Origin of the sequence: Allohoeflea poritis (assembly GCF_027889715.1) — a bacterium.
Taxonomy (GTDB): Bacteria; Pseudomonadota; Alphaproteobacteria; order Rhizobiales; family Rhizobiaceae; genus Hoeflea_A; species Hoeflea_A poritis.
On record NZ_JAPJZH010000009.1, the window covers coordinates 179,715 to 204,370 of the forward strand.

Here is a 24,656-nt window from a genome sequence, read left to right on the forward strand (position 1 = left end):
GCCTGTCCGACGGGTTTTTGACCGACCTTAAATTGGAAATACGATGGCAACGGGCCACGCAGTATTTTGGGGCGGCCCGGTCGCGGAAATGAAGCGAACGCTCTGGTCCACCATGGGTCTAGCGGCGGCATTTGTAGCGAACGTTACGAAAGCCCGTCCTGCGAACGGCAGTGAAGGCAACAATACTGGACCACACACCAAAGTACTGCTAGCGGACGCGCCGAACGCCGGCCACGCCGATTCACCGTGCGCGCGCCTGCGGTTTGCGCTGTAAGGTCTGATAATCTTGTAAGGGGAAAAGTGGCGCGAGTGACGGGGCTCGAACCCGCGACCTCCGGCGTGACAGGCCTATCGGTTTCACAACGCAAACAAAGCGTTCATACTTTTTTGAACGGCCTGAAGGGGATTAATTTTGCCAAGAATTATCAACAGTTGTCCCCAGCGGTTTTTCCACTACAATCGAGCGCTGTGGATGGATCAAACGACAGGAAATCGTCTAGAAAACTGATCGACAAATGGCACATGGAGATCCAGATCATGCGGTCTGATTGATCTGGACCGTTACCTTCTCGATCTCCCACATCTTGATACGCTTGGGGTCTGCTTTAGCTGGATCAAATATCGCTAAATTCACACCATCGCTTACTGAACTTGAGTAAAGCACTCCGTCCCAATCCGATGTCTTGATGAACTCGCAAAGGTATTGACTCGGGACGTATTCAACAGGTGCAGCTTGTGGCCTAACCGGCCGCGTGAGCTCGCTTCCTAACCTTTCAAGAAATCCTATGTCGCCGCGCAGCGCGCCTATCTTGTCTTCATCGCCTAGAGAAAACGGAGAGATCAGTCGTTTGGGGTCTCTGAGATCCACTATAGACAAAGAACCTGCATCGACTTCGAACTCAGCAACTGTGGCTGTTTCTCCAGTGTGTGGTCGAATTTCTGCAATAGAAGTCTCTGGAGTGGAGCCAACATACAGATAAGGAATTCCAGGCGGATTCGCACGTCCATGTGAGGCAACGCCCGTCGGAGGCGCACCCATTTTGTCAATAGGATAAGCTTCGCCTTCGGCATTAATCCGTGCGCGAAACCAGTTATCTTGTATGTCTCTTGCTTTCAGGAATTTCAACAACTCCGCAAGACGCGAGAAATCAATTTCGATTTCTGGGAAGTAGCGGTTTCGATTGCGGAGTTCCGCCGTCAATTGCTCCCAACGTTCTAAACGGTCGCTCTTGAATCTGCCAGATGGTTTATATGTCTTCCTTACTGCTCCTGCACCGCCCAGTATCGCGGTCAGTAAATCCTTGACCCGAATATCGTTCATTCGGGGATGCCCAAACATGGCCCAATCTTCGCGGAACCACCTAACCAGTTCCTGCCCGTCGTCGGCCTCCTCATAAATGTTGGTGACAGATGCGAACAGATCATACAACTTGTTTGGTTCGACAAGCTGAACATTCTTCGATCCGCAATAATCACACTTCCCCTCATCTGAGTAGAGCGACGGTAAAATATCGCGAAGCCCAATATCGTCAAAGCAATGGGCACAGCAGAGCATTACTGCTCCTCGAAATATTGAGCGAGTGTTTCAATATGGTGCTGCATCGACAGCTTTTTCACATACCCCAAACCGGGGTAATGGCGATCTCGGTGCAACTGTCTGAATTCTCCAACCGCGTTAGATTCAAGAATCGGGGATTCTCCGTTATCAAGCACTGCGATCATCGCCTCCAGCGCTTCCGCAAATTTTCCCGCGGGATCAGTCGGGGTATCCTGCCTCCGGGACAGAAAGTGACGAACGAACATCGCTTCGTCTTGCTCTGGGTCTATGTAGGTCAGATGGATGGCAATGGCATATGCGGGACCCCCAGTCTCCGAGTATTCGTCTCCGACCGTAAGGAAATCACCAAACCCGCTCATTCCTTCTTCCGCAAAGGTAACATGGAGGTCAGAAAAAAACTCCATAGGCGGATGGTCGCGATTACGCCTGCGCTCAAATCCATCTCTCAAAAGGACTCTTTGGTTACCTTGAAAATGCCTCCGATATAAACGCCCACAACTATCTTCAAGAAAAACATGACAGAGATCAGCCACACGTTCGTCGAGAGCCCGAGCGAGCGCTGCACCGTCGGAGAAACCTGCATGAACCAGTGTCACTTGTTCATTCTGAAACTCTTCGCAGATCTGCACCGCTTCTTCGAGCGTGCAGTGCTCCTTCAGAAGTACGGCCGGAGATATATCCAGAGCGTCCAAAAGGCCAGCTCGCAAGAATTCGACTATCCGGTCTCCATCCTCGGCATGATCTCCATGGTATGGATTAACAACAACTGCAGAGCGACCTCCAGCATCCCCAACTGCGGTAAGTGCTCGTTCAAGGCCATTGAGCGCTTCTTTGACTGGCTCCACGATTGGCACAAAGTTTGAAGCAGCTAAAACGTCCGCATTTTCTCGGATTGTAATTAGCTCGTATTGTTTCCCACGGAAGTATGGATAATACATTTTCGCTAGGCCCAGTGCTCCGCCTCAACCAGCGGCGTTTCTACAGCAGCAATCAATCTATCTTGGTCGCCTTTGCGGATTGGTGTGGAAAGAGCCGCAGCCTGCAAAGAATACGGCAGATTAGACAAAAACTTCTGGAGTCCAAGTTGAGTACGGGATTGTCTTAGGACCGCAATTACGCCTTCGTGTAGTTCAACCGGTTTTTGACGCTCGAATAACTCCTGAACCACGCCGAATCTTTCAGTGTTCGGAACCTGAGGCACCGCTACACCCAATCCAGATAGAACCTGGCATGCTTCTTGAATTCTCAATGTCTCGAATAGTGTTGCAGGATTAATTCGCTCCGGGCAATCTACGGCATCTCTAATTTGGCTTATTTTTCCCTGCCTATTGAGAACTAGTAAGCCGACTTCAGAAGGCGCAATGTCCAAAGTGCAATCCAAGTGCGCTTCAGATGTAATTACGTTCACGGATGCAAACGCCCGCAGATAGGAATCAAGCTGGTTTGGAAGCCGTTTTAGACTATCTCGCTCCGATTTTATTTCATACACCGTGGATGTGCCATTAAGTACAACTACGTCTGCTTTGCTTCCTTCTACCCTAACTTCAGTCAACATGGCTGCAGTGCGCAGACTGTGACGTCCAAGAAGAATTTTTTTGGCAATGGCGTTCTTGTAAACGTATTCGCTGCGGCTTCCGGGTACTGTAATTGATTGCAGGGCAGCATCAAAAGCGTCTGATACTGAAACTGCAGAGCACAACCGCTCTCTGCCAATTTCCTTAACCAGCCGGGCAAATATGGGTGATTTGCCTTTTTGAGCCATCTGGTGAAACACCGCTGCCGAAAAAAGGCGAGTAGCCGCAGCAAGCTTTGATTTTTCAACAACCATCCGATGTAATTCCGCACACTGCGCGTTGGTGCATATTGTCAGACTCGCGCCTGAATGAACACCCTCACCCATCATCATTGAACGCAAAACGCGTTGGTAACAAGATCAGGATAGCGTGCACATCCTGAGTGAAGCTTAACCGATTCATCAATGGGAGATTGCTCATATCCGTATCGGCATTCGCCTATCGACGCTAAAGTGATCGCTCAGCAGAAGGTATCTGAGTCAAAGACAAGTAATCGCGATCAATAGGCACAGAAGTAGGAACACCGGCCAGTGTTCACAATTTAGAGAAGCACAATATTAGCTAAGCCATTGATATTGTGGCGCGAGTGACGGGGCTCGAACCCGCGACCTCCGGCGTGACAGGCCGGCACTCTAACCAGCTGAGCTACACCCGCGCTTGGCCTTGCAAATCTGCAAAACGTGAGCGGTGGATTAAGCTGTTCCCCCCATCCTGTCAAGCACTCATCCGGCGCTTTTGTTACAATCCGGCGACAATTTTTCGTTTCCTCAAATGGACGTCAGTACCGGACAAAAACTTTATCGGGCGCGCGTCTTTTCTCTTGCACTCGCCGAACGAAGCGCATAAACGGTCCCAAGCTTTTCTAAGGGCGGTTAGCTCAGCTGGTAGAGCGCCTCGTTTACACCGAGGATGTCGGGAGTTCGAGTCTCTCACCGCCCACCATTCACCGAATGTCTATTCAGTAGCGGCCCGACCAGATGCCAGCGGCATTGGGATGCACGAAGCGCCCGGCCCTGCTCGGCATGTGCGGATTGATGACGTCGACGACTTTCATCCTGACCGGTACGAACTGGCGGGATGCGGCCTTTGTTTCGTGAACCTGAGTGTGCATCTGGGTCTCCTTTCGCTGTAGAACAGCCGGATCATTTGTCCCGGCTTCTGGATAGGAATGTGCGGCTGGAAGGTTTCAGTACGACGTCGGTCCGGGAAATTCGCGTATCGTTTGTTTCAGCAGTGTTGGCCCGGCTTTGCACGACACTGGCACGATACCCATCGGTGCAATTTGGTCGCCGCGCTCAGCATCAAGCACCCTTGCCGCATCTCGAAACCGCTATTTGTAGTCTCTCTACCCGCTGCGAACTTGCAATCTGTTGCGCTTGATTTCTCATGAGTGCTCTTATGGTTTGCTCGAAAGCGGATTCTGCTGTCGGGCATAAGGAGTGTTCATGCCTCAAAACCACCGCATCGCCAGAATCGAGGCATATGCCTATCGCTGCCCAGTCGAGACCCCGGTCGACACGTCATTCGGCCGCATGTCTGATCGACCGGCGGTGTTCGTGCGACTGGAGGACGAGGATGGCTGTTTCGGCTGGGGCGAGGTTTTTGCCAACTGGCCAGCCGCCGGCGCCGAACACCGGGTCAACCTGATCGAACGCGATCTTGCACAACTGGTGCTCGGCCAGACCGTAGAAGACCCCGCCGATTTCTTCGGCCATCTCAGCACCGCAACGCGCATAAGGGCATTGCAAAGCGGCGAATGGGGACCGTTCCGGCAGACCATCGCTGGGATAGACACCGCACTTTGGGACATGAAGGCGCGCGCCGCGGATCTTTCCTTGCGCAAACTTCTCAATCCGGAGGCCGCAGATCGTCTCCCCGCCTATGCGAGCGGCATCCATATCGGGAGCGCGCCATCCGGACTGGCAAGGGCACGAGAAGACGGTTTCAAGGCCTTCAAGGTCAAGGTCGGCTTTAATCTGGAGCACGATGCACAAGCAGTGCGTTCGATGGCCGGAACACTCGACAAAGGCGAAACCCTGTATACGGACGCAAACCAGGCGTTCAACGCGACCCAGGCAATGGCTTTTCTATCGCTTCTGAACGACGCTCCGATCGGCTGGCTTGAAGAACCGATTGCAGCCGATGCTCCGTCGGCGCATTGGAAAGATGTGGCTGCGTCCACGCACATACCGCTGGCCGGCGGCGAGAACTTCGCCGGTAAGACCGCGTTTGCCGACGCGATCCAAGCCGGACATCTGAAATTCATTCAGCCGGATATCGCCAAATGGGGCGGCATCTCCGGATGCTTCGCCGTTGCCCGCGCGGCAAAGACGGCGGACCTGACCTATTGCCCGCATTTTCTGGGCGGCGGCATTGGCCTGTCGGCTTCAACCGAACTGCTGGCCGCCGTGGGCGGCGATGGATTGCTGGAGGTTGATGTCAATCCCAATCCGCTGCGGCAGGCTTTTGCACCATCAGGAATCGACCGAAGCACCGGAACATGGGCCGCAACGTCTAAACCCGGACTTGGATGTGATGAACTGCCGCCAGAGCTTGCAAGATACAAGACCCACCAGATCGGCGTTCATCTATGAAGGCGCAGGATGAATTTGACTACATCATTGTCGGCTCCGGAACAGCCGGTTCGGTGCTTGCCGCCCGGCTGAGCGAAGATGAGGATTGCCGCGTGCTGGTTCTGGAGGCCGGCGGGTCGGATCGCGGTTTCTGGCAGCGCCTGCCGGTTGGCTACTTCAGATCCATCTATGATGGCCGCGTATCGCATCTTTATAAGGGTGCCCCGGACGACGGCATTGCCGGCCGCCGGATGGACGCGCCTCGCGGCCGCGTCGTGGGCGGTTCCAGCTCGATCAACGGTTTGATCTATATTCGGGGACAATCGGAAGATTTCGACGATTGGCAAGCGCTCGGCGCCACAGGGTGGGGTCACCGGGATGTCCTGCCCCACTTCCGAAGCATCGAAACCTATTCGGGCCCGCCATCGCAATATCGCGGCGCCCACGGCCCCTTGCAGATTTCCGGTCTGCGCAATGAAAACCCCGCTTGCGATGCCTGGCTGGAGGCTGCGCACCAGTTCGGCCTTCCGGACAATCCGGACTTCAACGGCGAAACATCCTACGGCCTTGGCCGGTATCAGCTCACATTGCGCGGGCGCTGGCGCGACAGCGCCGCCACGTCCTTCTTGTATCCGGCACTGAGGCGGCCGAACCTCGAATTAAGGACACGCGCCCACGTCATTGGTCTCGACTATGACGGCGACAGAACCGTTGGACTTCGATACGTTCGGCGCGGAAAAATCGAAACGGTCCAGGCCAGCCGTGAGGTCATCCTTGCGGCTGGCGCGGTGCAAAGCCCGCAAATCCTGCAGCTGTCCGGCATAGGGCCCGCCGATCTGCTGCGAAAGCACGGCATCAGCGTGAAGGTGGACGCTCCGGAAGTGGGCCTGAACCTTGCCGATCACCTGCAGATGCGCACGATCGTGGAATTGTCCTCACGCAGGGACAGCCTCAACGACCATGTGCGCAATCCCTTCAAGCTCGCGAAGATGGGCCTGGACTGGCTGTTATGGTCGAAGGGACCGCTGACGGTCGGAGCCGGACAGGTCGGCGGCGCTGTCTGCACCCGCTTTGCCGACGGCACGCGCCCCGATTTGCAGCTCTTTGTAATGCCGCTATCCGTGGACAAGCCGGGAACGCCGCTGCATCGCTATTCGGGCTTCACGACATCCTACTGGCAGTGCCACCCGGAAAGCCGCGGCTCGGTCGCGATCGGCTCTGACGATCCCTTCGCCGACCCGCTGATCCGGACCGGCTACCTCAGTTCGCAGCTCGACCGCGACGTGATGGTCGAGGGCATGAAGATCGTGCGCGAGATCTACCGGCAGCCGGCCTTTGCCGATCACTGGCGCAAGGAAGTCATTCCCGGCGCCGACGTGCAGTCTGACGCGGACATTCTGGCAGCGGTTCGAAAACACGCGAGCACGGTCTATCACCTTGTCGGCACCTGCCGCATGGGAGCGGACGAGACATCCGTGGTCGATCCGCAGCTTCGCGTCCGGGGTATTCGCGGGCTGCGTGTCGTCGACGCATCGGTCATGCCGAAGATCACTTCGGCCAACACCAATGCGGCAACATTCATGATTGCCGAAAAGGCCTCGGCAATGATCCGTCAGGGGTGAGCGCCCACCAGCCCCAGCCGCTCGCGCATCATAAAGCGCCAGTTCATCAGGATAGCGGCCAGCAAAAGCCCGACGGCAAGGCCCCACCACACGCCGACCGCGCCCAGATCCCAGCAAAAGGCAAGCAGATAGGCTGCGGTCATGCCGATTGCCCAATAGCTGAAGACCGCGTAAATCATCGGAACTTTGGTGTCCTTCAGTCCCCGCAAAAGGCCGGCGCCAATGGCCTGCAGCCCGTCCACCGTCTGAAAGGCGGCGGCAACGAAGAGCAGCGGAACCGCATGGCGAAGCACGGCGGCGGCATCCGGATTGCTTTCATCAAGGTAAAGCCCGATAAGCGCTTCCGGGAAAATCCAGAAGACAGCGGCCAGGGACAGCGTGATCGCGATCGCAAGAGCGATCGAAACGCTGCCCGCGCGGCCAAGCCCCACCCAGTCCTTCCTGCCATAGGCATTGCCGACACGCACGGTCGCGGCACCAGACAGGCCGAGCGGAAACATGAAGGCGATGGACGCGAGCTGAAGAGCGATGCCGTGCGCCGCCAGTTCGATGGTGCCGATCCAGCCGATCATCACCGACGAGGCGGCGAACAGGCTGGTCTCGGCCAGGATCGTCGCGCTGATCGGCCAGCCGAGGCGCTGGACCTCGAAAAAGGCCTGCCAGTCCGGACGCCAGAACCGTACCAGCAACTGGTAGCGTTTTAGATCGCCACGGGTGACCGTATAGAGCGTCAGCAGCACGAATGTGACGGTTGCCGTGCCGACCGAGGCCACGGCCGCACCGACCACCTCCAGTCGCGGCGCACCGAAATTGCCGAAAATGAACATATAGTTCAGAAAGGCATTTGCGATCGTTCCTGCGACGGTCGCCCACAGGACGACCTGCGCGCGTTCGAGCGCGCTCAGATATGACCGGAACGTCATGATCATCAGGCTGGGCGCCATTGCCCACTGCGCAACGCGCATATAGTCGCCCGCCAGGGCCGCCGTCGCCTCCGGCTGCCCGAGCGCCAGCAATATGGATTCCGTCATCCACAGCGGCACCATGACAATGGCGCTGTAGAGAAGGACAACCCACATGCCCATGCGCACGGACCGTCTTACGCCACGCACATCGTCGCGGCCGTGGGCCTGGGCGGCCAGCGGCATGACAGCCAGAGTGAAGCCGGTTCCAAAGATGAAAAACAGGAAAAATGCCTGTGCACCGAGCACGGCGGCCGCCAGTTCTGGCGCACCCAGCCAGCCGATCATGACCGTGTCGGTAACGCCAATCGCCATCTGCGCCAGCTGGGCGCCGATCAGCGGCATGCCCAACGCCAGCGTCGCCCGGGTGTGCCCGGCCCACGAAAGGGTGGTCTGACTGCCCTCCCCGGATGGGTTGCGCATGCTGTCCATGGTTCACCGAAGGATGTGTGCTGCTACCGAAGGCGGGCGATGTCCCGCGTTCGGCTCATCCATAGTCCAAATGCCGGACATCGGCAATCGCGGAGAGGTGCAAAGAAAAAGCCCGGCACGAATGCCGGGCTGCATGTCTGATGAACCGGGTCGGGTTCGTGTCTAGCTGTTGACAGCGTCCTTCAGGCCCTTGCCGGCCGAAAACTTCGGAACGTTACGGGCTGGGATATCCACTTCCGCGCCAGTCATCGGATTGCGCCCTTTCGATGCCTCGCGGTGCGAAACGGTGAAGTTACCGAATCCCACCAGGCGAACGTCCCCGCCACCCTTCAGCTCGGATGTGATGGTGTCGAACACTGCTTCAACTGCAGAGCCGGCATCAGCCTTGCTCATACCGCTTTTGTCAGCAACGGCAGCCACCAGTTCGTTCTTGTTCATTTTCCAACCCTCTCAGTGTGTAAGAATCGACTCACTCAAAGTCGAAGGGAATTGTACGTTGCAAACGCAAAATCACAATGATTCAGTGCGGAAAACCCCTGTAATCCGGCGTTTTTTATGGGTTTTTACCCTTTAAAACAACAGAAACGGGCTTTCGCCCGTTCCCAAATCGCTTTGCCGGATGATTTTGACAGAATCAGTGCGCGACCGAAGCGCCTGTCTCATCGCCGTTATTTTCGGCCGGAAGCGGCGTTTCCGCCTCCTCCCATTCGATGCTCTGGGGCTGACTGGTAAGGGCCCGCTCCAGGACTTCGCTCATATGGGAAACCGGTATGATCTCAAGCTCGTTCTTCACATTGTCTGGAATTTCCGCCAGGTCCTTGGCGTTTTCTTCCGGGATCAGAACCGTCTTGATACCGCCGCGCAGCGCGGCAAGCAGCTTCTCCTTAAGCCCGCCGATCGGCAGGACACGGCCGCGCAGGGTGATCTCTCCTGTCATGGCCACGTCCTTGCGGACCGGGATCGACGTCATGGTCGAAACAATGGATGTCGCCATGGCGACGCCGGCCGACGGTCCGTCCTTGGGCGTTGCGCCCTCGGGCACGTGGACGTGGATGTCGCGGCGGTCGAACATGGGCGGCTCGATGCCGAAATCGACAGCGCGCGAGCGCACATAGGATGCGGCCGCCGAAATCGACTCCTTCATGACATCGCGCAGATTGCCGGTCACGGTCATTTTGCCTTTGCCGGGCATCATGACACCCTCGATGGTCAGCAATTCGCCACCCACCTCCGTCCAGGCAAGTCCCGTCACCACACCAATCTGGTCGTCGCGCTCGGCCTCGCCATAGCGGAACCGCGGCACGCCGAGATAATTGTCCAGATTGTCTTCCGTCACGTCGACGGCTTTGACGCCGTCCTTCAGAATTTCCGTGACGACCTTGCGGGCCAGGGACATCAGCTCGCGCTCGAAATTACGCACGCCGGCCTCACGGGTATAGCGGCGGACAATCTCGCGCAGCGCACCATCGCTGACCGCGAACTCCTCGGACTGCAACGCATGGTCACGCAGCGCCTTCGGCAGCAGGTGACGGCGTGCGATCTCGAGCTTTTCATCCTCGGTGTAACCGGCGATACGGATGATCTCCATACGGTCCATCAGCGGAGCCGGAATGTTCAGCGTATTGGCCGTGGTTATGAACATGACATTCGACAGGTCGTATTCCACCTCGAGATAGTGGTCCATGAAGGTCGAATTCTGTTCCGGGTCGAGGACCTCGAGCAACGCCGATGACGGATCGCCGCGGAAATCCATGCCCATCTTGTCGATCTCGTCGAATAGGAACAGCGGATTGGCCTTCTTGGCCTTTTTCATCGACTGGATGACCTTGCCCGGCATGGAGCCGATATAGGTGCGGCGGTGGCCACGGATCTCGGCCTCGTCGCGCACGCCGCCGAGCGCCATGCGCACATATTCGCGGCCCGTCGCCCTTGCGATCGATTTGGCAAGCGACGTCTTGCCGACGCCGGGCGGGCCGACGAGGCACAGGATCGGCCCCTTGATCTTGTTCGACCGGCTCTGGACGGCAAGGTATTCGAGGATACGTTCCTTTACCTTCTCCAGCCCGTAGTGATCGGCCTCCAGGATGCCCTCGGCCTTGTTCAGGTCGACCTTGATGCGTGATTTCTTGCCCCACGGAATACCGAGCAGCCAGTCCAGATAGTTGCGCACGACCGTCGCCTCGGCCGACATCGGGCTCATCTGCTTCAGCTTCTTGAGTTCGGCATCCGCCTTTTCGCGGGCCTCCTTCGACAGCTTGGTCTTTTCGATGCGCTCTTCCAGCTCGCTCATTTCGTCACGGCCTTCCTCGCCGTCACCGAGCTCCTTCTGGATCGCCTTCATCTGCTCATTGAGGTAGTATTCGCGCTGGGTCTTCTCCATCTGGCGCTTGACCCGCGAGCGGATGCGTTTCTCGACCTGCAGGACGGAAATCTCGCCTTCCATGAAGCCGAGCGCACGCTCAAGCCGCTCCTTGACGCTGACCGTTGCCAGCATCTCCTGTTTTTCGGGAATCTTGATCGACAGGTGCGATGCGACCGTGTCGGCCAGTTTGGAATAGTCGTCAATCTGGCTCGCCGCCCCGACGACCTCCGGCGAGATCTTCTTGTTGAGTTTGACGTAGTTCTCGAATTCCGAAACCACGGACCGCGAAAGCGCCTCGATCTCGACCGCATCTTCTTCCGGTTCCGGCAGGATATCGGCGAAAGCCGCGTAATATTCCTCGTTCTGCTCAAATCCGGTGATTTGCGCACGCGCCTTGCCCTCGACGAGGACCTTCACGGTGCCGTCGGGCAATTTCAGCAGTTGCAGGACATTGGCAACCGTTCCGACTTCGTAGATATCCTCGGTCGCGGGATCATCATCGCCGGCATTGATCTGCGTCGCCAGCAGGATCTGCTTGTCGGCGCCCATCACCTCTTCAAGAGCGCGTATGGACTTCTCGCGACCCACAAAGAGCGGCACGATCATGTGCGGAAACACAACGATATCGCGCAGCGGAAGCACCGGATAGGTGGCCGCATCATTCTGCTGGGTGGCTATTTCATTCATCTTGTTTCCTTTCGGCCGCCGAATTCGGCAATCACATAGCGCTTCGCGGCCCTTTTTTCACTTGTTTCCTAAGTGGAGTGTTCAAATAGCCGTTTCAACCCCGCAAGAATGCGACAAGCCCATGCCTACCGTATGTTCGCACGCGAATCTCAACCTGTTCGTATGGCGCTCAGCTTTAGCGCAGCAAGGCCTTGAGTCAAACGCACAGGAACGAGAATCTACTGCATTACGCACGAGGGGCATGAAACTCCGGAATTGCTGTGGAAAATTCATCGCACGTTCTATTTTCCGAGCCTTCGCTGTTGTCAAGGTCTGGGTCCGGTCGACTGCCTTCTCAAGCGCATTTGCCGCAAGCCGCAGGAAAACCCGCCCATAAAAAAACCCGCCGTTTCGGGCGGGTTCTTAGAGAGATCGGAAAACAGCTAGGCCGTGGCGTTGCCTTTTTCCTCTTCCCGTTCGGAGTAGATATAGAGCGGACGCGCGGATCCCGATACCACCTCATCCGATATCACCACTTCCTGAACGCCTTCCAGGGATGGCAGTTCGAACATGGTGTCGAGAAGGATCTTCTCCATGATGGAGCGCAATCCGCGGGCACCCGTCTTGCGCGCGATCGCCTTGCGCGCGATGCCTCGCAGCGCATCCTCGTGGAAGGTCAGTTCCACATCCTCCATCTCGAAGAGACGCTGATACTGTTTGACGAGCGCGTTTTTAGGCTCCGAGAGGATCGAAATCAGTGCATCCTCGTCGAGATCCTCGAGCGTCGCGATCACCGGCAGGCGGCCGATGAATTCCGGGATCAGTCCGAATTTGACCATGTCCTCGGGCTCGAGTTCCCGCAGGATCTCGCCGACGCGGCGCTCGTCCTGCGCCTTGACGGTAGCAGCAAAGCCGATGGAGGTCCCCTCGCCCCGCGCGGAGATGATCTTGTCGAGGCCGGCGAACGCGCCGCCGCAGATGAACAGGATGTTGGTCGTATCCACTTGCAGGAATTCCTGTTGCGGATGCTTGCGGCCGCCCTGCGGTGGAACCGATGCCACGGTTCCTTCCATGATCTTCAACAGCGCCTGCTGGACGCCCTCGCCCGAAACGTCCCGGGTAATCGAGGGATTGTCCGACTTGCGCGAAATCTTGTCGACCTCGTCGATATAGACAATGCCGCGTTGCGCGCGCTCGACATTGTAGTCGGCCGACTGCAGCAGCTTCAGGATGATGTTCTCGACATCTTCGCCGACATAGCCGGCTTCGGTCAGTGTCGTCGCATCGGCCATGGTGAACGGCACGTCGATGATGCGCGCCAGCGTCTGTGCCAGATAGGTCTTGCCGCAACCGGTCGGCCCGACCAGCATGATATTCGATTTGGCAAGTTCGATATCGGCGCTCTTGCTTGCGTGCGCCAGGCGCTTGTAGTGGTTGTGCACGGCGACGGACAAAACGCGCTTGGCCTGCCCCTGGCCGATCACATATTCATCGAGCGTATCGATAATCTCCTGCGGCGTCGGCACGCCGTCGCTGGACTTGACCATCGAGGATTTGTTTTCCTCGCGGATAATGTCCATGCACAACTCGACGCATTCATCGCAGATGAAGACCGTCGGTCCCGCGATCAGCTTGCGAACCTCGTGCTGGCTCTTGCCGCAAAACGAACAATAGAGCGTGTTTTTCGAGTCGCCGCCGCTACCACCGCTGACCTTGCTCATACTTATTTCCTTCCACCGGCCCTGCCCAATGCCGGACCCAGTCTTTATGCCATCCGCCTCGATCAGCCATCAAGCCTGCCGACCGGACACTCCTTTACGGTGCCCTGCGCTGGTTTACCGTCGCCAATATACAGAGCACCAAATACAAAGCTATGCGCTTTGTCTTGAAAAATACCTTAACACTCAGAATTAACGCATCTTCCGGGCCGGTCTACCCCCCATATACGCCAATATGTTGCTGTTTTGCAGCACCATTGTGTTGATCTGGCGGCAACGGCCTACTCCTTGGATTCTCCCTCCATCGCCTCACGCGAAGAGATAACCCGGTCGATGAGGCCGAAATCCTTCGCCTCATCGGCGGTCATGAAGTGGTCGCGGTCAAGGGTTGTTTCGATCGTATCGTAGTCCTTGCCGGTATGCTGCACATAAACTTCGTTCAACCGGCGCTTCATCTTGATGATATCCTGCGCGTGGCGCTCGATATCGGAAGCCTGACCCTGGAAACCGCCGGACGGCTGATGAACCATGATGCGCGCATTGGGCGTTGCAAAACGCATATCCTTGTGCCCGGCGCAAAGAAGCAGAGAGCCCATGGACGCGGCCTGGCCGATGCACAGTGTCGAGACGGCGGGTTTGATGAACTGCATCGTGTCGTAGATCGCCATGCCCGACGTCACCACGCCACCCGGAGAATTGATGTAAAGGGCAATTTCCTTTTTCGGATTGTCCGCCTCAAGATACAGAAGCTGCGCGCACACCAGGGTCGCCATGGTATCTTCGACCGGTCCGGTAATGAAGATGATGCGCTCCTTCAGTAGCCGGGAAAAGATATCAAAAGCGCGCTCGCCGCGGTTGGTCTGTTCGACCACCATGGGGACAAGCGACAGTGCGGTATCGACGGGATTGGACATTGCGTGGCCTTCTTGTGCTGCCCCCGTCTTTCGGATGAAGCGGGGAATCGGAACTGTTTCTTCTGCATACATAAGATGGCAAGGCGTTTCGGTTCAAGCCATGTTGACATCAGCAGGCCCTTGCAGTCCGTAAAGCGTCAAAGATAGTTAAAGCCGTCGGGTGGTCCCTGACACCGCAAAACAAGCTGAAGAGGCCCGAATGAAATTCGACAGGCAGGCACGAACGGTCGATCTCGATCCGCGCGATCCGCAGTTCTACAACGACCCCTATTCGGCCTATGAGGAGATCCGGGCCCATACGCCGACCTTCTTCTGGAACCAATACGGCATGTGGTGCTTTACCGCGTTTTCCGACGTCGACCGGCTGTTGCGGGACAAGCGTTTCGGCCGGCAGATCCTGCATCTCATGTCCCGCGAGGAGCTGGGACTGGAGCCGCCGAAGCCGCATCTGTCCGATTTCGACGCCGTCGAGGCGCACTCGCTGCTTGAACTGGAACCGCCGGCGCACACGCGGCTCAGGACACTGGTCAACCGCGCCTTCGTATCGCGCCAGGTTGAAAAGCTGAGACCAGAGATCGCAGCGCTGACCCACGCAACGATCGACCGTTTCGCCGCCGATGGCGCGGTTGAACTCATCAAGGCCTTCGCCGAACCGATTCCCGTATCGGTCATCGCGCGCATGCTGGGCGTTCCGCAGGAACGCTGCGCAGACCTTCTCGACTGGTCGCACGCCATGGTGCGCATGTACATGTTCGAGGCCGACGCAGCAGCCGAGCACGCGGCCAACCGGGCGGCAATCGAATTCGCAGATTGTCTGACCGAGTTGATCGCCGAGCGGCGGCGCAAGCCCACGGACGATCTGCTCAGCCACATGATCACATCCGAACGCGGCGGAGACCGGCTCTCCGACGCGGAACTGATCTCTACCAGCGTGCTGCTGCTGAACGCCGGACATGAGGCGACGGTTCATCAGACCGGCAATGCGGTGAAAGCGATTCTCGAAAACGGTCTCGATCACCGCGCACTTTTCAGGGACGACGCGGCGGCGGCTGCCGCGATCGAAGAATCGCTGCGCTACGATGCTCCCCTGCACATGTTCACACGCTATGCGCTGGAGGATGTCGTGCTGGACGGTGGGATCGAAGTGCGCAAGGGACAGGAGATCGGCCTGATGCTCGGCGCAGCCAACCGCGACCCGCGACAATTCGCGGATCCAACCTCATTTGCCGCCGGGCGTGCGGACCAGGCGAATGTGACATTCGGCGCCGGCATCCATTTCTGCATCGGCGCGCCGCTGGCCCGGCTCGAGATGCAGGTATCGCTGCCAATCCTGTTCGAGCGTCTGCCAGGTCTGCGGCTCGCCGATACGCCCCGATATCGCGATGCCTACCACTTCCATGGCCTGGAACGCCTTGATCTTGCCTGGTGACCGCCTCTACTGGATCAGTGCCCGCAGCCGGTCCGTTACGAATTCCATCACCAGCACGATGATGAAGATCGCCAGGATAATGGCCGAGGCGTTCTGATATTGAAACAGGTCGAAGGCGACCTTCAGTTCCTGGCCGATACCGCCGGCGCCGACGAGGCCGAGCACCACCGATGACCGCACGGCCATCTCAAGCGCGAAAAGACCGGTATTGATCATTGACGGCATGGCGTCGGGAATGACCGCGCTGCACAGGATCGAGAAGCGGCTGGCGCCATGGGCCGCAAGCGCTTCCTGCGACTGCTTGTCGGCGTCCTCCATGGCCTCGGCAAAGAAGCGTCCGCAAAAACCGATCGTATCGACGATGATGGTCAGCGTGCCGGCCACCGCACCGAGGCCGACGGCCGCGACGAACAACAGTGCCCAGACAAGATCGGGCACGGTCCTGAACAGCGAAACCAGCGCCTTGAACGCATATCCGAAGACGCCGAGCGGCGTCACGCCGCGCGCAGCCAGCCAGGCGATCGGCAGGCTGATGATCAGCCCGATGGCTGTGCCGACGAGCGCGATCTGAAAGGTCTCCAGGATGCGCCAGAAGACCCGGGTGAGAAACTCCGCATCGGTGTTGGGCGGCATCATCCGGTCGACCAGATTAGCCAGCCTCGGAAATCCGTCCGCGAGACGCTGCACCGAGGGCGCGACATCTCCGGCCGAAACGATAATCAGCGCCCCGACAGCCACGGCAATCGCGAAACCGCCTGCCGACAAATTGGCCGTCCGCCTCGGCAACACGCGCTCAACCATCGAAAACCTCCGACAGCATCGATTGCGAAACCGAAGAACTCGCCTGATCGAAATGCACGCGGCCGTCTTTCAGCGCGATGATCCGGTCGGAGTAGGAAACGGCATGCTCCATGTCATGCGATGTATAAAGAAGGGTGATGCCCTGCTCGCTTGCGAGCCGGCTGAATACGGTCATGACGTCACGTCCCGCCGAAGGATCGAGACTCGCCGCCGGCTCATCGGCGATCATCAGGCGCGGCCTGCGGATCAGAGCCCGCGCGATCGCAACGCGCTGCTGCTGCCCGCCCGACAACGCGTCGGCCCGCTCCAGTGCCTTGGCTTCCAGATTGACGGCCGACAGCGCCTCCATCGCCCGGATGCGCCATTCAGCGGGCGCCATCACCTGGATCGCGGCGCGCCAGGAGCCGGGATAACCAAGCATGCCGTGCGTAACGTTCGAAAGCACCGACAATTGCCGCACCAGGCCGTGATGCTGAAAAACAAACCCGATCTGCAACCGGATACGGCGAAGCTGCGCCTTGCTCGGAGAACCGCTAAACGTCTCGCCGAGCGCGCTCACGGTTCCATCACTGCCGGGAAGCAGACCGATAAGGCATTTCAGCAAAGTCGACTTGCCCGTACCGTTTGCGCCGATCAGCGCGATGCGCTCACGCGGCCGGATTTCGATATCAAGATCCCGGAGCACCGGTACGCCCGGAGCGTAGCTTTTGGCGAATCCGCTGGTGCGGATGATGCTGTCTTGTTCCATGGAAACCATCGGTAACGGGCTGAACGGTTTGAGAGGGCCTGGCGGCCCTCTCAAAGGCTTGATCGACGTGATCGGCTCAGTCGCCGACAAAATTCGAGAAGGTATCGACACCGATGGTCTTGTACATCGAACGCACGTAGTCGTAGTCGCTGTCCTTGACCTCCGTCAGGAAGAAGCCCCCGGAATATTTCTGGTTGTCGTCCCCTTTCAGGACGGCAGCCATCAAATCCTCGCCATTGTTCAGGAAAGCCTCGCGGATCTTCTCCACGACATCCCCGGAGACGTCCTTGCGCGCGACAAGAATATCATTCGGCAGATCGCGGCCGCGTGCCACCACGGTGAAGGCCTGATCCGGGAAAGCATCGCGGATCTTGCGCAGATGCCCGAGATTCATGCCGACGCCCGCAACATCGCCACGAATGAGCGCCTCGATGGCGACATTGCGCGAAATGATCTGAGGCTCGTAGTCCTTGCCGTAGTGAAGGCCGAGGTCAGCCAGGGACTGTGCCGGTCCGAGGTGCTGCGAGGTCGATCCGACGGAACCGAACGTGACCGTCTTGCCTTTCAGATCGTCGGCCGCCTTGATCGGTCCATCGGCCAGAACGACGATCTGGGCGAAATAGTCCGGGCGCTGCCAGGCGACCACGATCTCCGGATCGGTCAATTGCTTGATGACGACATATTCGGCCGGGCCGGTAAGGACGAAATCCACATGACCGGCATTCATCGCCTCCACCGCGGCAGTCCGCGAACTGACCGGGAACAATTCGATGTCCAGGCCTGCGGCTTTTTCAAGCGCGCCCTCGAAGGCGCCGAACTCCTGCTGCAGGGCTTCGAGCCCTTCAACATCGGTCACGGCAAATTTCACCACGGAATCGGCCATGGCGGACGATGCCATCGCCACTGCGGCGAAGGCTGAAACAATCAGTTTGCGGAACATCTCCATCTCCCCACTTCAGAGCCTAGCCTGTCTAGACAGGTGGGGTGTCAATACGTTATGGACATGACGCGTATATGACAGGAAAACGGCGGACACGGTGAAAAAGGCTGACAGCACACTGTTTCCCCGGGAACCGGTTGAACGAAACAGGACCACTCAGGCGGCGGGAGTAGTGCGTACGATGTCCCTGGACGATATCGCAAAGACGGAAACAGCCGGCAACGGCGGCGCGGCGGACACGTCGCGGTGGCTGCGGATCTATCGGGCGCTGCGCTCCGAGATCCTGTCGGACGATCTGCCCAGCGGCTCCCAACTGCCCAGCGAAAAACAGCTTTGCGAGCGTTTCGCGGTCACCCGCATGACCGTCAGGCGCGCTTTGCAGGCGCTGCAGCAGGAAGGCATGCTGACGGCGCGCAAGGGCGTCGGCGTCTTTGTGCGGCGCGCTCCGCCCTGCTATCAGATCACCGATGGCAATCGCTTTGTCGACAATATCACGGCGGACGGCGACACGGTTGAAACACAAACGCTGTCAATCATCCGTGAGCGCGTGCTCGCCGCATCGGCCGCATCCCTGAAAGTGCCGCGCGGCTCACGCGTGATTGCCGTCACCCGCCTTCGCCTGATCAACAACGAACCGACATTCCTGAACTGCAAACAGCTTCCGGCTGCGCTGTTTCCGCAATTCGATGCGGTTTATGCAAGGCGTCAGTCCGTCGATGATGTCTATCGCCACCACGGAATTGAAAGCTACCGCCGCAGGGAAACCCGGATCACCGGCGGATTTGCCACCGAGGAAGAGGCCCGCATTCTCGGACTGCCGGTGGGCGCGCCATTGCTGCGCAGCCGTTCGGTCAACGAGGATGACACCGGAACCCGCATAGAGTACAGCAATGGCTGCTGGCCGTTGACCGCGGTCGAGTTCGTATTCCCCGGTCCCTCGGAAAATCTTCAAATATCCAGGCACGGCGGTGTTCAAGGATGAGCGACTTCTCGATTGTCAACGGCCAGGTGTTGCTGCCGGCCGGCTTTGAAGAAGTGCCGATACGCATCAGCGATGGCTTGCTTGCTGGCATCGACGAAGCCGCGGGCAATGTAATCGATGCGCGCGGCGCCTATGTGCTTCCGGGCATCGTCGACGTTCACGGCGATGCGTTCGAGCGCAATCTGATGCCGCGGCCAAAGGTGCATTTCCCTCCCGAAATCGCTCTGCACGAGACAGACCGGCAGCTGGTTTCGAACGGCATCACGACGGCCTATCACGGACTGACGGTTTCCTGGGAACCGGGCCTGCGCAGTTTCGGCCACACGCGGGAAATGTGCGAGGCGATTGCGCGAAATCGCAAGACACTCTCCTGCGACACGCTGGTGCATCTGCGGTGGGAAACCTTCGCGCTTGACGACGCGGAGGGTGTCCTGGAGATCCTGGAAGATCAGCCGCACGCGATCCTTGCGTTCAACGACCACACGACCAAATCCGCCCTGGGCAAGGAAAAACCGCACAAATTCGCGCAGATGGCCCAACGCGCCGGCCTTCCGCTGGATGAATTCCGCGCCCTGGTCGAGAGGGTATGGGCACGGCGCGCCGACGTCGAGCCGATGATCGCACGCATGGCGCGGCGCGCCCGCGAGGTCGGCGCAACCCTGCTTGCCCACGACGAGGCCAGTGTCGAACAAAGGCGCTGGTTCCGCAATCTCGGCGCGCTTGCCAGCGAATTTCCCCTCACCCCGGAAACGGCGGCAGACGCCCGCGCCCATGGTGAGCACGTTGTGCTCGGCGCGCCCAATGTCGTGCGCGGCGGCAGCCACAATGGCGCCACGGACGCGACGGCCGCCATATCGGAAGGTCTGTGCTCGGTGCTTGCAACGGATTACTACTATCCCGCGCCGCTCCTTGCGGCCTTCAAACTGACGCGCGAAGGCGTTTGCGACCTGGCAAACGCCTGGGAACTGATTTCGAAGAACCCCGCCGAAGTTGCCGGACTGTCGGGCCGCGGCACGATCGAGCCCGGAAAACGGGCCGATTTGATCCTTGTCGATGCAACCGACATGCACCATCCGCAGGTAAAGGCGACTTTCGTGGCGGGAAAAAAGGTCTTTGACCGGATCTGAACGCCAGGCCTAGCCGCTCTTTTCCACGTCCTCGATAAGCCGGTAGTCGGTCGGCGGATCGGCGCACACGGTCGGTCCGCATTCGATCAGGGTCGAGACCGCGTTTCCGGCCGTTATCAGCAGCATCAGGAAAAACGCGAACAGCGCCAGCTTGTGGCCGCCGAATTTCTCGTGGCCGGGCTCGTCCTTCAGACCCTTGTACTGCCCCTCGAACAGCAGCATCACCGCCGTGCCGACAAGCACGAGGAAGAAGCATATGCCCGCCCAGGTATAGTAGTGCAGACCCAGGACCGGCGATCCGTAGGCGCCGGTTCCCGGTACGATATGCAAGAGGATCTGACGCACGGAAACAGATCCGCCATAGAGCGCACCGATCAGCATGATGCCGTAATGGTGCGGCTTGGCCCCGTAGATCAGGTTCAGACTAAGCCCGAAACCGACCATCACAAGCCCGACCCTTTGCAGCAGGCAAAGCGGACAGGGAAGCTCGTCGAGGGCGAACTGGAAGATATAGGCGGCGATCAGCACACCGCAAATCACCAGCAGCCCGATGGCGTTGAGTGTTCTGGAAGGATGCGGCGCGACGATCATGGGCCGACCCTCACAGGATGATCTTCAGTGGCGTGGTGGCGTGATAGTCGAGCCAGTAGATACTCAACAAAAGCGTCACCCCAAAGAGAATGTAGGACCAGCGCCAATGATCGATCCAGGCAAGCACCATGGCAATGGCCAAAAGAGCGAATAGAAGGGCGATCATCGCGGCAGCCTCCCGAAGGCGAATCGTACAAAACCGATGATAGCAAATGCGGACTTCGACAAGAACCTTTGATTGCAGCAGATCCGGCAATCACAAATAAAAACCGGCCGCAAATCATGCGGCCGGTTCGCGTGTTCGAACCCTTGGGTCAGGCCTTGTCGAGCGCCTGGCTGATATCGCCGATAATGTCGGCCACGTCTTCGATGCCGATCGACAGGCGCACCACATCCGGACCCGCGCCGGCCGCAACCTGCTGTTCCGGGGAAAGCTGCCGGTGCGTCGTCGATGCCGGATGAATGACCAGTGAGCGCGTATCACCGATATTGGCGAGATGCGAGAAGATCTCCAGCGCCTCGACGAACTTCACGCCGGCCTCATAGCCACCCTTGAGCCCGAAGGTAAAGACGGCGCCCGCGCCCTTCGGCGAGTAAGCCTTCATCAGCGCGTGATTGTCATCATCCTCAAGACCCGAATAGGAAACCCAGGCGACCTTGTCGTGATCCTTCAGCCATTTGGCGACTTCCAGCGCATTTTCGCAATGGCGCTGCATGCGCAGCGGCAGGGTCTCGCAGCCGGTCAGGATGAGGAACGCGTTGAACGGCGCAATCGCCGGGCCGAAATCACGAAGGCCGAGCACACGGCAGGCAATGGCGAAGGCAAAATTTCCGAAGGTTTCATGCAGCACCAGGCCGCCATATTCAGGGCGCGGTTCGGACAGCATCGGGTAGTTGCCCGAGGCCGACCAGTCGAACGTTCCGCCGTCGACGATGATACCGCCCATGGAATTGCCGTGTCCGCCGATGAACTTCGTCAGTGAATGGACGACGATGTCGGCGCCGTGTTCGATCGGGCGCACCAGATAGGGGCTCGCCATCGTATTGTCGACGATCAGCGGTATGCCATGCTTGTGGGCGATTTCGGCGAAGGCCTTGATATCGACAAAGGTTCCGCCCGGATTGGCGAGACTCTCGATGAAGATGGCACGGGTGCGGTCGTCGATCTGGCTTTCGATCGCGCCCATGTCTTCCGGATCGCACCAGCGCACCTCCCAGCCGAAATTCTTGAACGCATGGCCGAACTGGTTGATCGAGCCGCCATAAAGCTTGTTGGCGGCGATAAAATTGTCGCCCGGCTGCATGATGCCATGGAAAATCAGCAATTGAGCCCCGTGACCCGACGCCGTCGCCAGGGCGGCCGTGCCGCCTTCAAGCGCGGCGATGCGCTCTTCCAGGACAGCCTGTGTCGGATTCATGATCCGGGTGTAGATATTGCCGAAAGCTTTCAGCCCGAAAAGCGAAGCGGCGTGATCGGCGTCCTCGAAGACGAAACTCGTCGTCTGGTAGATCGGCGTGGCACGTGCGCCAGTGGTCGGATCCGGCTGTGCGCCGGCATGGATGGCCAGTGTGCTGAAGCCTGGTTCGCTGTTCGACATGGAAAACCCCTCTGAAACTGGAACGCGGAAGCATGTTTATCCCGTAGGAAGGCCCTAAGGTCAAAGGGGTTTTTGTATCGCACTTCGACCGGGGCGATCCGTTATTGCGGACGGGTCCGAATGCCAAGCGCCTGATAGCCGCTTTGAAGGACCGGTTTTTTGGACGAGATGATGCGGCTGTTGACGCCGTTCCATCCGATTTCCCCGGAATGGCGCCCATATTCGATCTTCGGGCACCGGTTCATGACCACCTTCAGGCCGGCCGCTTCCGCCTTGGCGGCCGCTTCATCATTGCGGACAGTCAGCTGTGCCCAGATCACGCCGGGTCTGGGTTCCATTTTAAGAACTTCGTCTACGATCGCCGGCAGCGCATCGGAGCCGCGGAACACGTCCACCATATCGATCGGCGCCGGAACATCCGAAAGCCGCGCATAGGTCATTTGGCCGAGGATTTCCTTGCCGGCCTGACCGGGATTGACCGGATGGACCTCATATCCCTTGGCGAGCAGATATTTCATGGCAATGTAACTCGGACGCACGTCCTTCGCAGATGCACCGATCATCGCAATGGATTTGACCGAATGCAGGATATTGGCAATATAGCTGTCGGGGTAACTGTCGTGGTTCATGAAAATCTTCTTCACTATTCAGCGCAATGGCCTGCCGAAGATTCGACCGGGCATATTGCTGTGCAAAATGGCGTGCCGGAGAGTTGCCGGGAATCAACAGAATTTGATTTGTTGACAGCAACCGGCGGCACGATAAGGTCCCTCGAACGAACTGCCAAGTGGCAAATCAACTCAGGAGGAGATGGCAAGTGACAAAAAAAATAATACTGTCTTTGTGTCTGCTTATTGTCAGCCTCCCCGCGCACGCCATCAGCAGATATTCGACGCCGACACTGACTTGCGATCGCATACAGCAGATCCTGAGGGCCGAGAACTCGGCGATCCTGCGCTATCCCTCGCCGCGCATATCCGATCTGACGTTGTACGATGTTTACGTGTCGGAAGGCCGCTTCTGTGCCGCCGGCGAGCGTGGCGTCACCGCCTATGTCCCTGCAAGCGACACCCGACAGTGCCGGGTCCTCGAGTGCAAGGAGCGCACGGACAACGATCGCTAGCGCGCTTCAGCGGTCCGACCATTTCGGATCGCGCTTCTCCAGAAATGCGCTGATTCCTTCCTCAGCGTCGCGGGCCAGCATATTTTCCGTCATCACCCAGGCCGTATAGTCATAGGCTTCTGCCAACGGCCGCTCGATCTGCTGATAGAACGCTTCCTTGCCGATCTTCAGCGTCAGAGCTGATTTCGAAGCGATCGATGAGGCGTATTTGTCGGAAACGGTGCGCAGATATTCGCGCGGCACGATCCGGTTGACCAGCCCGAATTCCTTGGCCGTGGACGCATCGATTGTCTCGCCCGTCAGAAGCATCTCCATGGCCTGCTTGCGATGTGCCGCCCTTGAAACGGCAACCATCGGCGTCGAGCAGAACAGGCCGATATTCACGCCCGGCGTGCAGAAGGTGGACGTATCCGTGCAGATCGCAAGATCGCAGGTCGCGACAAGCTGGCAGCCGGCAGCAGTCGCCAGCCCATCGACCTCGGCGATCACGGGTTTCGGCAACCGGGTGATGGTCATCATCAGTTCAGAGCATTGCCGCATCGTCTGCTCGAAGAAAGCGCGTCCCCGGTCCTTGTCCGAACGGTGCGCCGTCAGTTCCTTCAGGTCGTGGCCGGCGCTGAACACCTTGCCCGCCGCCGCGATGACAACGACGCGCACGTCGCCATCGCTCCCCGCATCGTCCAGTGCCGCCTGCAGGGCATCCATCATGGCAATCGACAACGCGTTGGCCGGCGGATTGTTCAAGGTGAGCCGAAGAATACCGTCGCTCAACTGGCGCACAACCAGCACGTCCTGATCCGCATCTTGCGCCGCGGGGGCTTCTGACATGACCGTTCTCCCCAATTCGATGTGCAGCCTTTGCGGCCACATCTTCCATCCAACTGGTATATCGCCGGCAGCAATCTTGGCAAGCACCGCCCTTGCTTTAACGTTTAC

General features: G+C 58.5%; 24 protein-coding genes and 2 tRNA genes. 8 read left to right on the forward strand and 18 right to left on the reverse strand.

Annotation, left to right across the window (positions count from 1 at the left end; all coding sequences use genetic code 11):
* Positions 1–535: 535 nt before the first annotated feature.
* The 4 genes from OOZ53_RS15725 to OOZ53_RS15740 form a co-directional block, all read right to left on the reverse strand.
* Complete coding sequence (locus OOZ53_RS15725; RefSeq protein WP_271090606.1) at positions 536–1,555, reverse strand: RES family NAD+ phosphorylase; 1,020 nt, start codon at positions 1,553–1,555, stop codon at positions 536–538.
* Positions 1,555–2,496 (reverse strand): sce7725 family protein, encoded by a 942-nt coding sequence (locus OOZ53_RS15730; protein WP_271090607.1) that lies wholly within the window; start codon positions 2,494–2,496, stop codon positions 1,555–1,557. The genes OOZ53_RS15725 and OOZ53_RS15730 overlap by 1 nt, the downstream gene beginning before the upstream one ends.
* 5 nt (positions 2,497–2,501) lie before the next feature.
* A complete protein-coding gene (locus OOZ53_RS15735) occupies positions 2,502–3,386 on the reverse strand; it encodes a sce7726 family protein (RefSeq protein WP_271090608.1) in 885 nt (294 codons plus the stop codon).
* Positions 3,387–3,710: 324 nt separating this feature from the next.
* Positions 3,711–3,787, reverse strand: a tRNA-Asp gene (locus OOZ53_RS15740).
* A 211-nt stretch (positions 3,788–3,998) separates the two neighbouring features.
* Here OOZ53_RS15740 and OOZ53_RS15745 point away from each other — a divergent pair.
* A tRNA-Val gene (locus OOZ53_RS15745) sits at positions 3,999–4,074 on the forward strand.
* A 16-nt stretch (positions 4,075–4,090) separates the two neighbouring features.
* On the opposite strand, the gene OOZ53_RS15750 is transcribed toward OOZ53_RS15745, so the two are convergent.
* Positions 4,091–4,243, reverse strand: coding sequence for a hypothetical protein (locus OOZ53_RS15750; protein ID WP_271090609.1), 153 nt, complete (start codon positions 4,241–4,243; stop codon positions 4,091–4,093).
* A 334-nt stretch (positions 4,244–4,577) separates the two neighbouring features.
* Here OOZ53_RS15750 and OOZ53_RS15755 point away from each other — a divergent pair, with 334 nt between their 5' ends.
* Positions 4,578–5,726: a mandelate racemase/muconate lactonizing enzyme family protein gene (locus tag OOZ53_RS15755; protein WP_271090610.1), complete on the forward strand. Its 1,149-nt coding sequence runs from the start codon at positions 4,578–4,580 to the stop codon at positions 5,724–5,726.
* On the forward strand, positions 5,723–7,327 hold the full coding sequence (locus OOZ53_RS15760) for a GMC family oxidoreductase (RefSeq protein WP_271090611.1): 1,605 nt from the start codon (positions 5,723–5,725) through the stop codon (positions 7,325–7,327). The genes OOZ53_RS15755 and OOZ53_RS15760 overlap by 4 nt, the downstream gene beginning before the upstream one ends.
* Here OOZ53_RS15760 and OOZ53_RS15765 read toward each other — a convergent pair.
* The 5 genes from OOZ53_RS15765 to OOZ53_RS15785 form a co-directional block, all read right to left on the reverse strand.
* Entirely contained in the window at positions 7,318–8,712 is a 1,395-nt protein-coding gene (locus OOZ53_RS15765) for an MATE family efflux transporter (protein ID WP_271090669.1), read from the reverse strand. The two genes, OOZ53_RS15760 and OOZ53_RS15765, sit on opposite strands and share 10 nt — an antisense overlap.
* A 171-nt stretch (positions 8,713–8,883) precedes the next feature.
* On the reverse strand, positions 8,884–9,159 hold the full coding sequence (gene hupB / locus OOZ53_RS15770; protein ID WP_271090612.1) for a DNA-binding protein HupB: 276 nt from the start codon (positions 9,157–9,159) through the stop codon (positions 8,884–8,886).
* A gap of 196 nt (positions 9,160–9,355) precedes the next feature.
* Positions 9,356–11,770 (reverse strand): endopeptidase La, encoded by a 2,415-nt coding sequence (gene lon, locus OOZ53_RS15775; protein WP_271090613.1) that lies wholly within the window; start codon positions 11,768–11,770, stop codon positions 9,356–9,358.
* A gap of 422 nt (positions 11,771–12,192) precedes the next feature.
* On the reverse strand, positions 12,193–13,470 hold the full coding sequence (gene clpX, locus OOZ53_RS15780) for an ATP-dependent Clp protease ATP-binding subunit ClpX (RefSeq protein WP_271090614.1): 1,278 nt from the start codon (positions 13,468–13,470) through the stop codon (positions 12,193–12,195).
* Positions 13,471–13,748: 278 nt separating this feature from the next.
* The gene (locus OOZ53_RS15785; protein WP_271090615.1) at positions 13,749–14,381 is read right to left on the reverse strand and encodes an ATP-dependent Clp protease proteolytic subunit; all 633 of its coding nucleotides are present in this window, start codon (positions 14,379–14,381) and stop codon (positions 13,749–13,751) included.
* 199 nt (positions 14,382–14,580) lie between these two features.
* On the opposite strand from OOZ53_RS15785, the gene OOZ53_RS15790 reads away from it, so the two are divergent.
* Positions 14,581–15,810 carry a cytochrome P450 gene (locus OOZ53_RS15790; protein WP_271090616.1) on the forward strand — a complete coding sequence of 410 codons (1,230 nt, stop codon included), beginning with the start codon at positions 14,581–14,583 and terminating at the stop codon, positions 15,808–15,810.
* A gap of 6 nt (positions 15,811–15,816) precedes the next feature.
* Here the strand turns inward: OOZ53_RS15790 and phnE are convergent, their stop codons facing one another.
* The 3 genes from phnE to OOZ53_RS15805 all read right to left on the reverse strand — a co-directional run bounded on the left by phnE (position 15,817) and on the right by OOZ53_RS15805 (position 18,299).
* Positions 15,817–16,611 (reverse strand): phosphonate ABC transporter, permease protein PhnE, encoded by a 795-nt coding sequence (gene phnE / locus OOZ53_RS15795; RefSeq protein ID WP_271090617.1) that lies wholly within the window; start codon positions 16,609–16,611, stop codon positions 15,817–15,819.
* Positions 16,604–17,359, reverse strand: a complete 756-nt coding sequence (locus OOZ53_RS15800) for a phosphonate ABC transporter ATP-binding protein (RefSeq protein WP_271090618.1) — start codon at positions 17,357–17,359, stop codon at positions 16,604–16,606. Before OOZ53_RS15800 ends, phnE begins: the two co-directional genes overlap by 8 nt.
* Before the next feature lie 76 nt (positions 17,360–17,435).
* Positions 17,436–18,299, reverse strand: coding sequence for a PhnD/SsuA/transferrin family substrate-binding protein (locus OOZ53_RS15805; protein WP_271090619.1), 864 nt, complete (start codon positions 18,297–18,299; stop codon positions 17,436–17,438).
* A 181-nt stretch (positions 18,300–18,480) separates the two neighbouring features.
* Between OOZ53_RS15805 and phnF the strand changes: the two genes are divergently transcribed.
* Positions 18,481–19,281 (forward strand): phosphonate metabolism transcriptional regulator PhnF, encoded by an 801-nt coding sequence (gene phnF, locus OOZ53_RS15810; RefSeq protein ID WP_271090620.1) that lies wholly within the window; start codon positions 18,481–18,483, stop codon positions 19,279–19,281.
* Entirely contained in the window at positions 19,278–20,408 is a 1,131-nt protein-coding gene (locus OOZ53_RS15815) for an alpha-D-ribose 1-methylphosphonate 5-triphosphate diphosphatase (RefSeq protein ID WP_271090621.1), read from the forward strand. Before phnF ends, OOZ53_RS15815 begins: the two co-directional genes overlap by 4 nt.
* Positions 20,409–20,417: 9 nt before the next feature.
* On the opposite strand, the gene OOZ53_RS15820 is transcribed toward OOZ53_RS15815, so the two are convergent.
* The 4 genes from OOZ53_RS15820 to OOZ53_RS15835 all read right to left on the reverse strand — a co-directional run bounded on the left by OOZ53_RS15820 (position 20,418) and on the right by OOZ53_RS15835 (position 23,226).
* On the reverse strand, positions 20,418–20,999 hold the full coding sequence (locus OOZ53_RS15820; protein ID WP_271090622.1) for a disulfide bond formation protein B: 582 nt from the start codon (positions 20,997–20,999) through the stop codon (positions 20,418–20,420).
* Positions 21,000–21,009: 10 nt separating this feature from the next.
* Complete coding sequence (locus OOZ53_RS15825; protein ID WP_271090624.1) at positions 21,010–21,165, reverse strand: DUF5993 family protein; 156 nt, start codon at positions 21,163–21,165, stop codon at positions 21,010–21,012.
* A gap of 148 nt (positions 21,166–21,313) precedes the next feature.
* Positions 21,314–22,597, reverse strand: a complete 1,284-nt coding sequence (locus OOZ53_RS15830; RefSeq protein ID WP_271090625.1) for an O-acetylhomoserine aminocarboxypropyltransferase — start codon at positions 22,595–22,597, stop codon at positions 21,314–21,316.
* 101 nt (positions 22,598–22,698) lie between these two features.
* On the reverse strand, positions 22,699–23,226 hold the full coding sequence (locus tag OOZ53_RS15835) for a CoA-binding protein (protein WP_271090626.1): 528 nt from the start codon (positions 23,224–23,226) through the stop codon (positions 22,699–22,701).
* Here OOZ53_RS15835 and OOZ53_RS15840 point away from each other — a divergent pair.
* Both OOZ53_RS15840 and OOZ53_RS15845 read left to right on the forward strand, forming a co-directional pair.
* Positions 23,218–23,418, forward strand: coding sequence for a hypothetical protein (locus tag OOZ53_RS15840; protein ID WP_271090627.1), 201 nt, complete (start codon positions 23,218–23,220; stop codon positions 23,416–23,418). The genes OOZ53_RS15835 and OOZ53_RS15840 overlap by 9 nt on opposite strands.
* Positions 23,415–23,720, forward strand: coding sequence for a hypothetical protein (locus OOZ53_RS15845; protein ID WP_271090628.1), 306 nt, complete (start codon positions 23,415–23,417; stop codon positions 23,718–23,720). The genes OOZ53_RS15840 and OOZ53_RS15845 overlap by 4 nt, the downstream gene beginning before the upstream one ends.
* A gap of 6 nt (positions 23,721–23,726) precedes the next feature.
* Here OOZ53_RS15845 and OOZ53_RS15850 read toward each other — a convergent pair whose 3' ends face one another.
* Positions 23,727–24,548: an enoyl-CoA hydratase gene (locus OOZ53_RS15850; protein ID WP_271090630.1), complete on the reverse strand. Its 822-nt coding sequence runs from the start codon at positions 24,546–24,548 to the stop codon at positions 23,727–23,729.
* Positions 24,549–24,656: the final 108 nt, after the last annotated feature.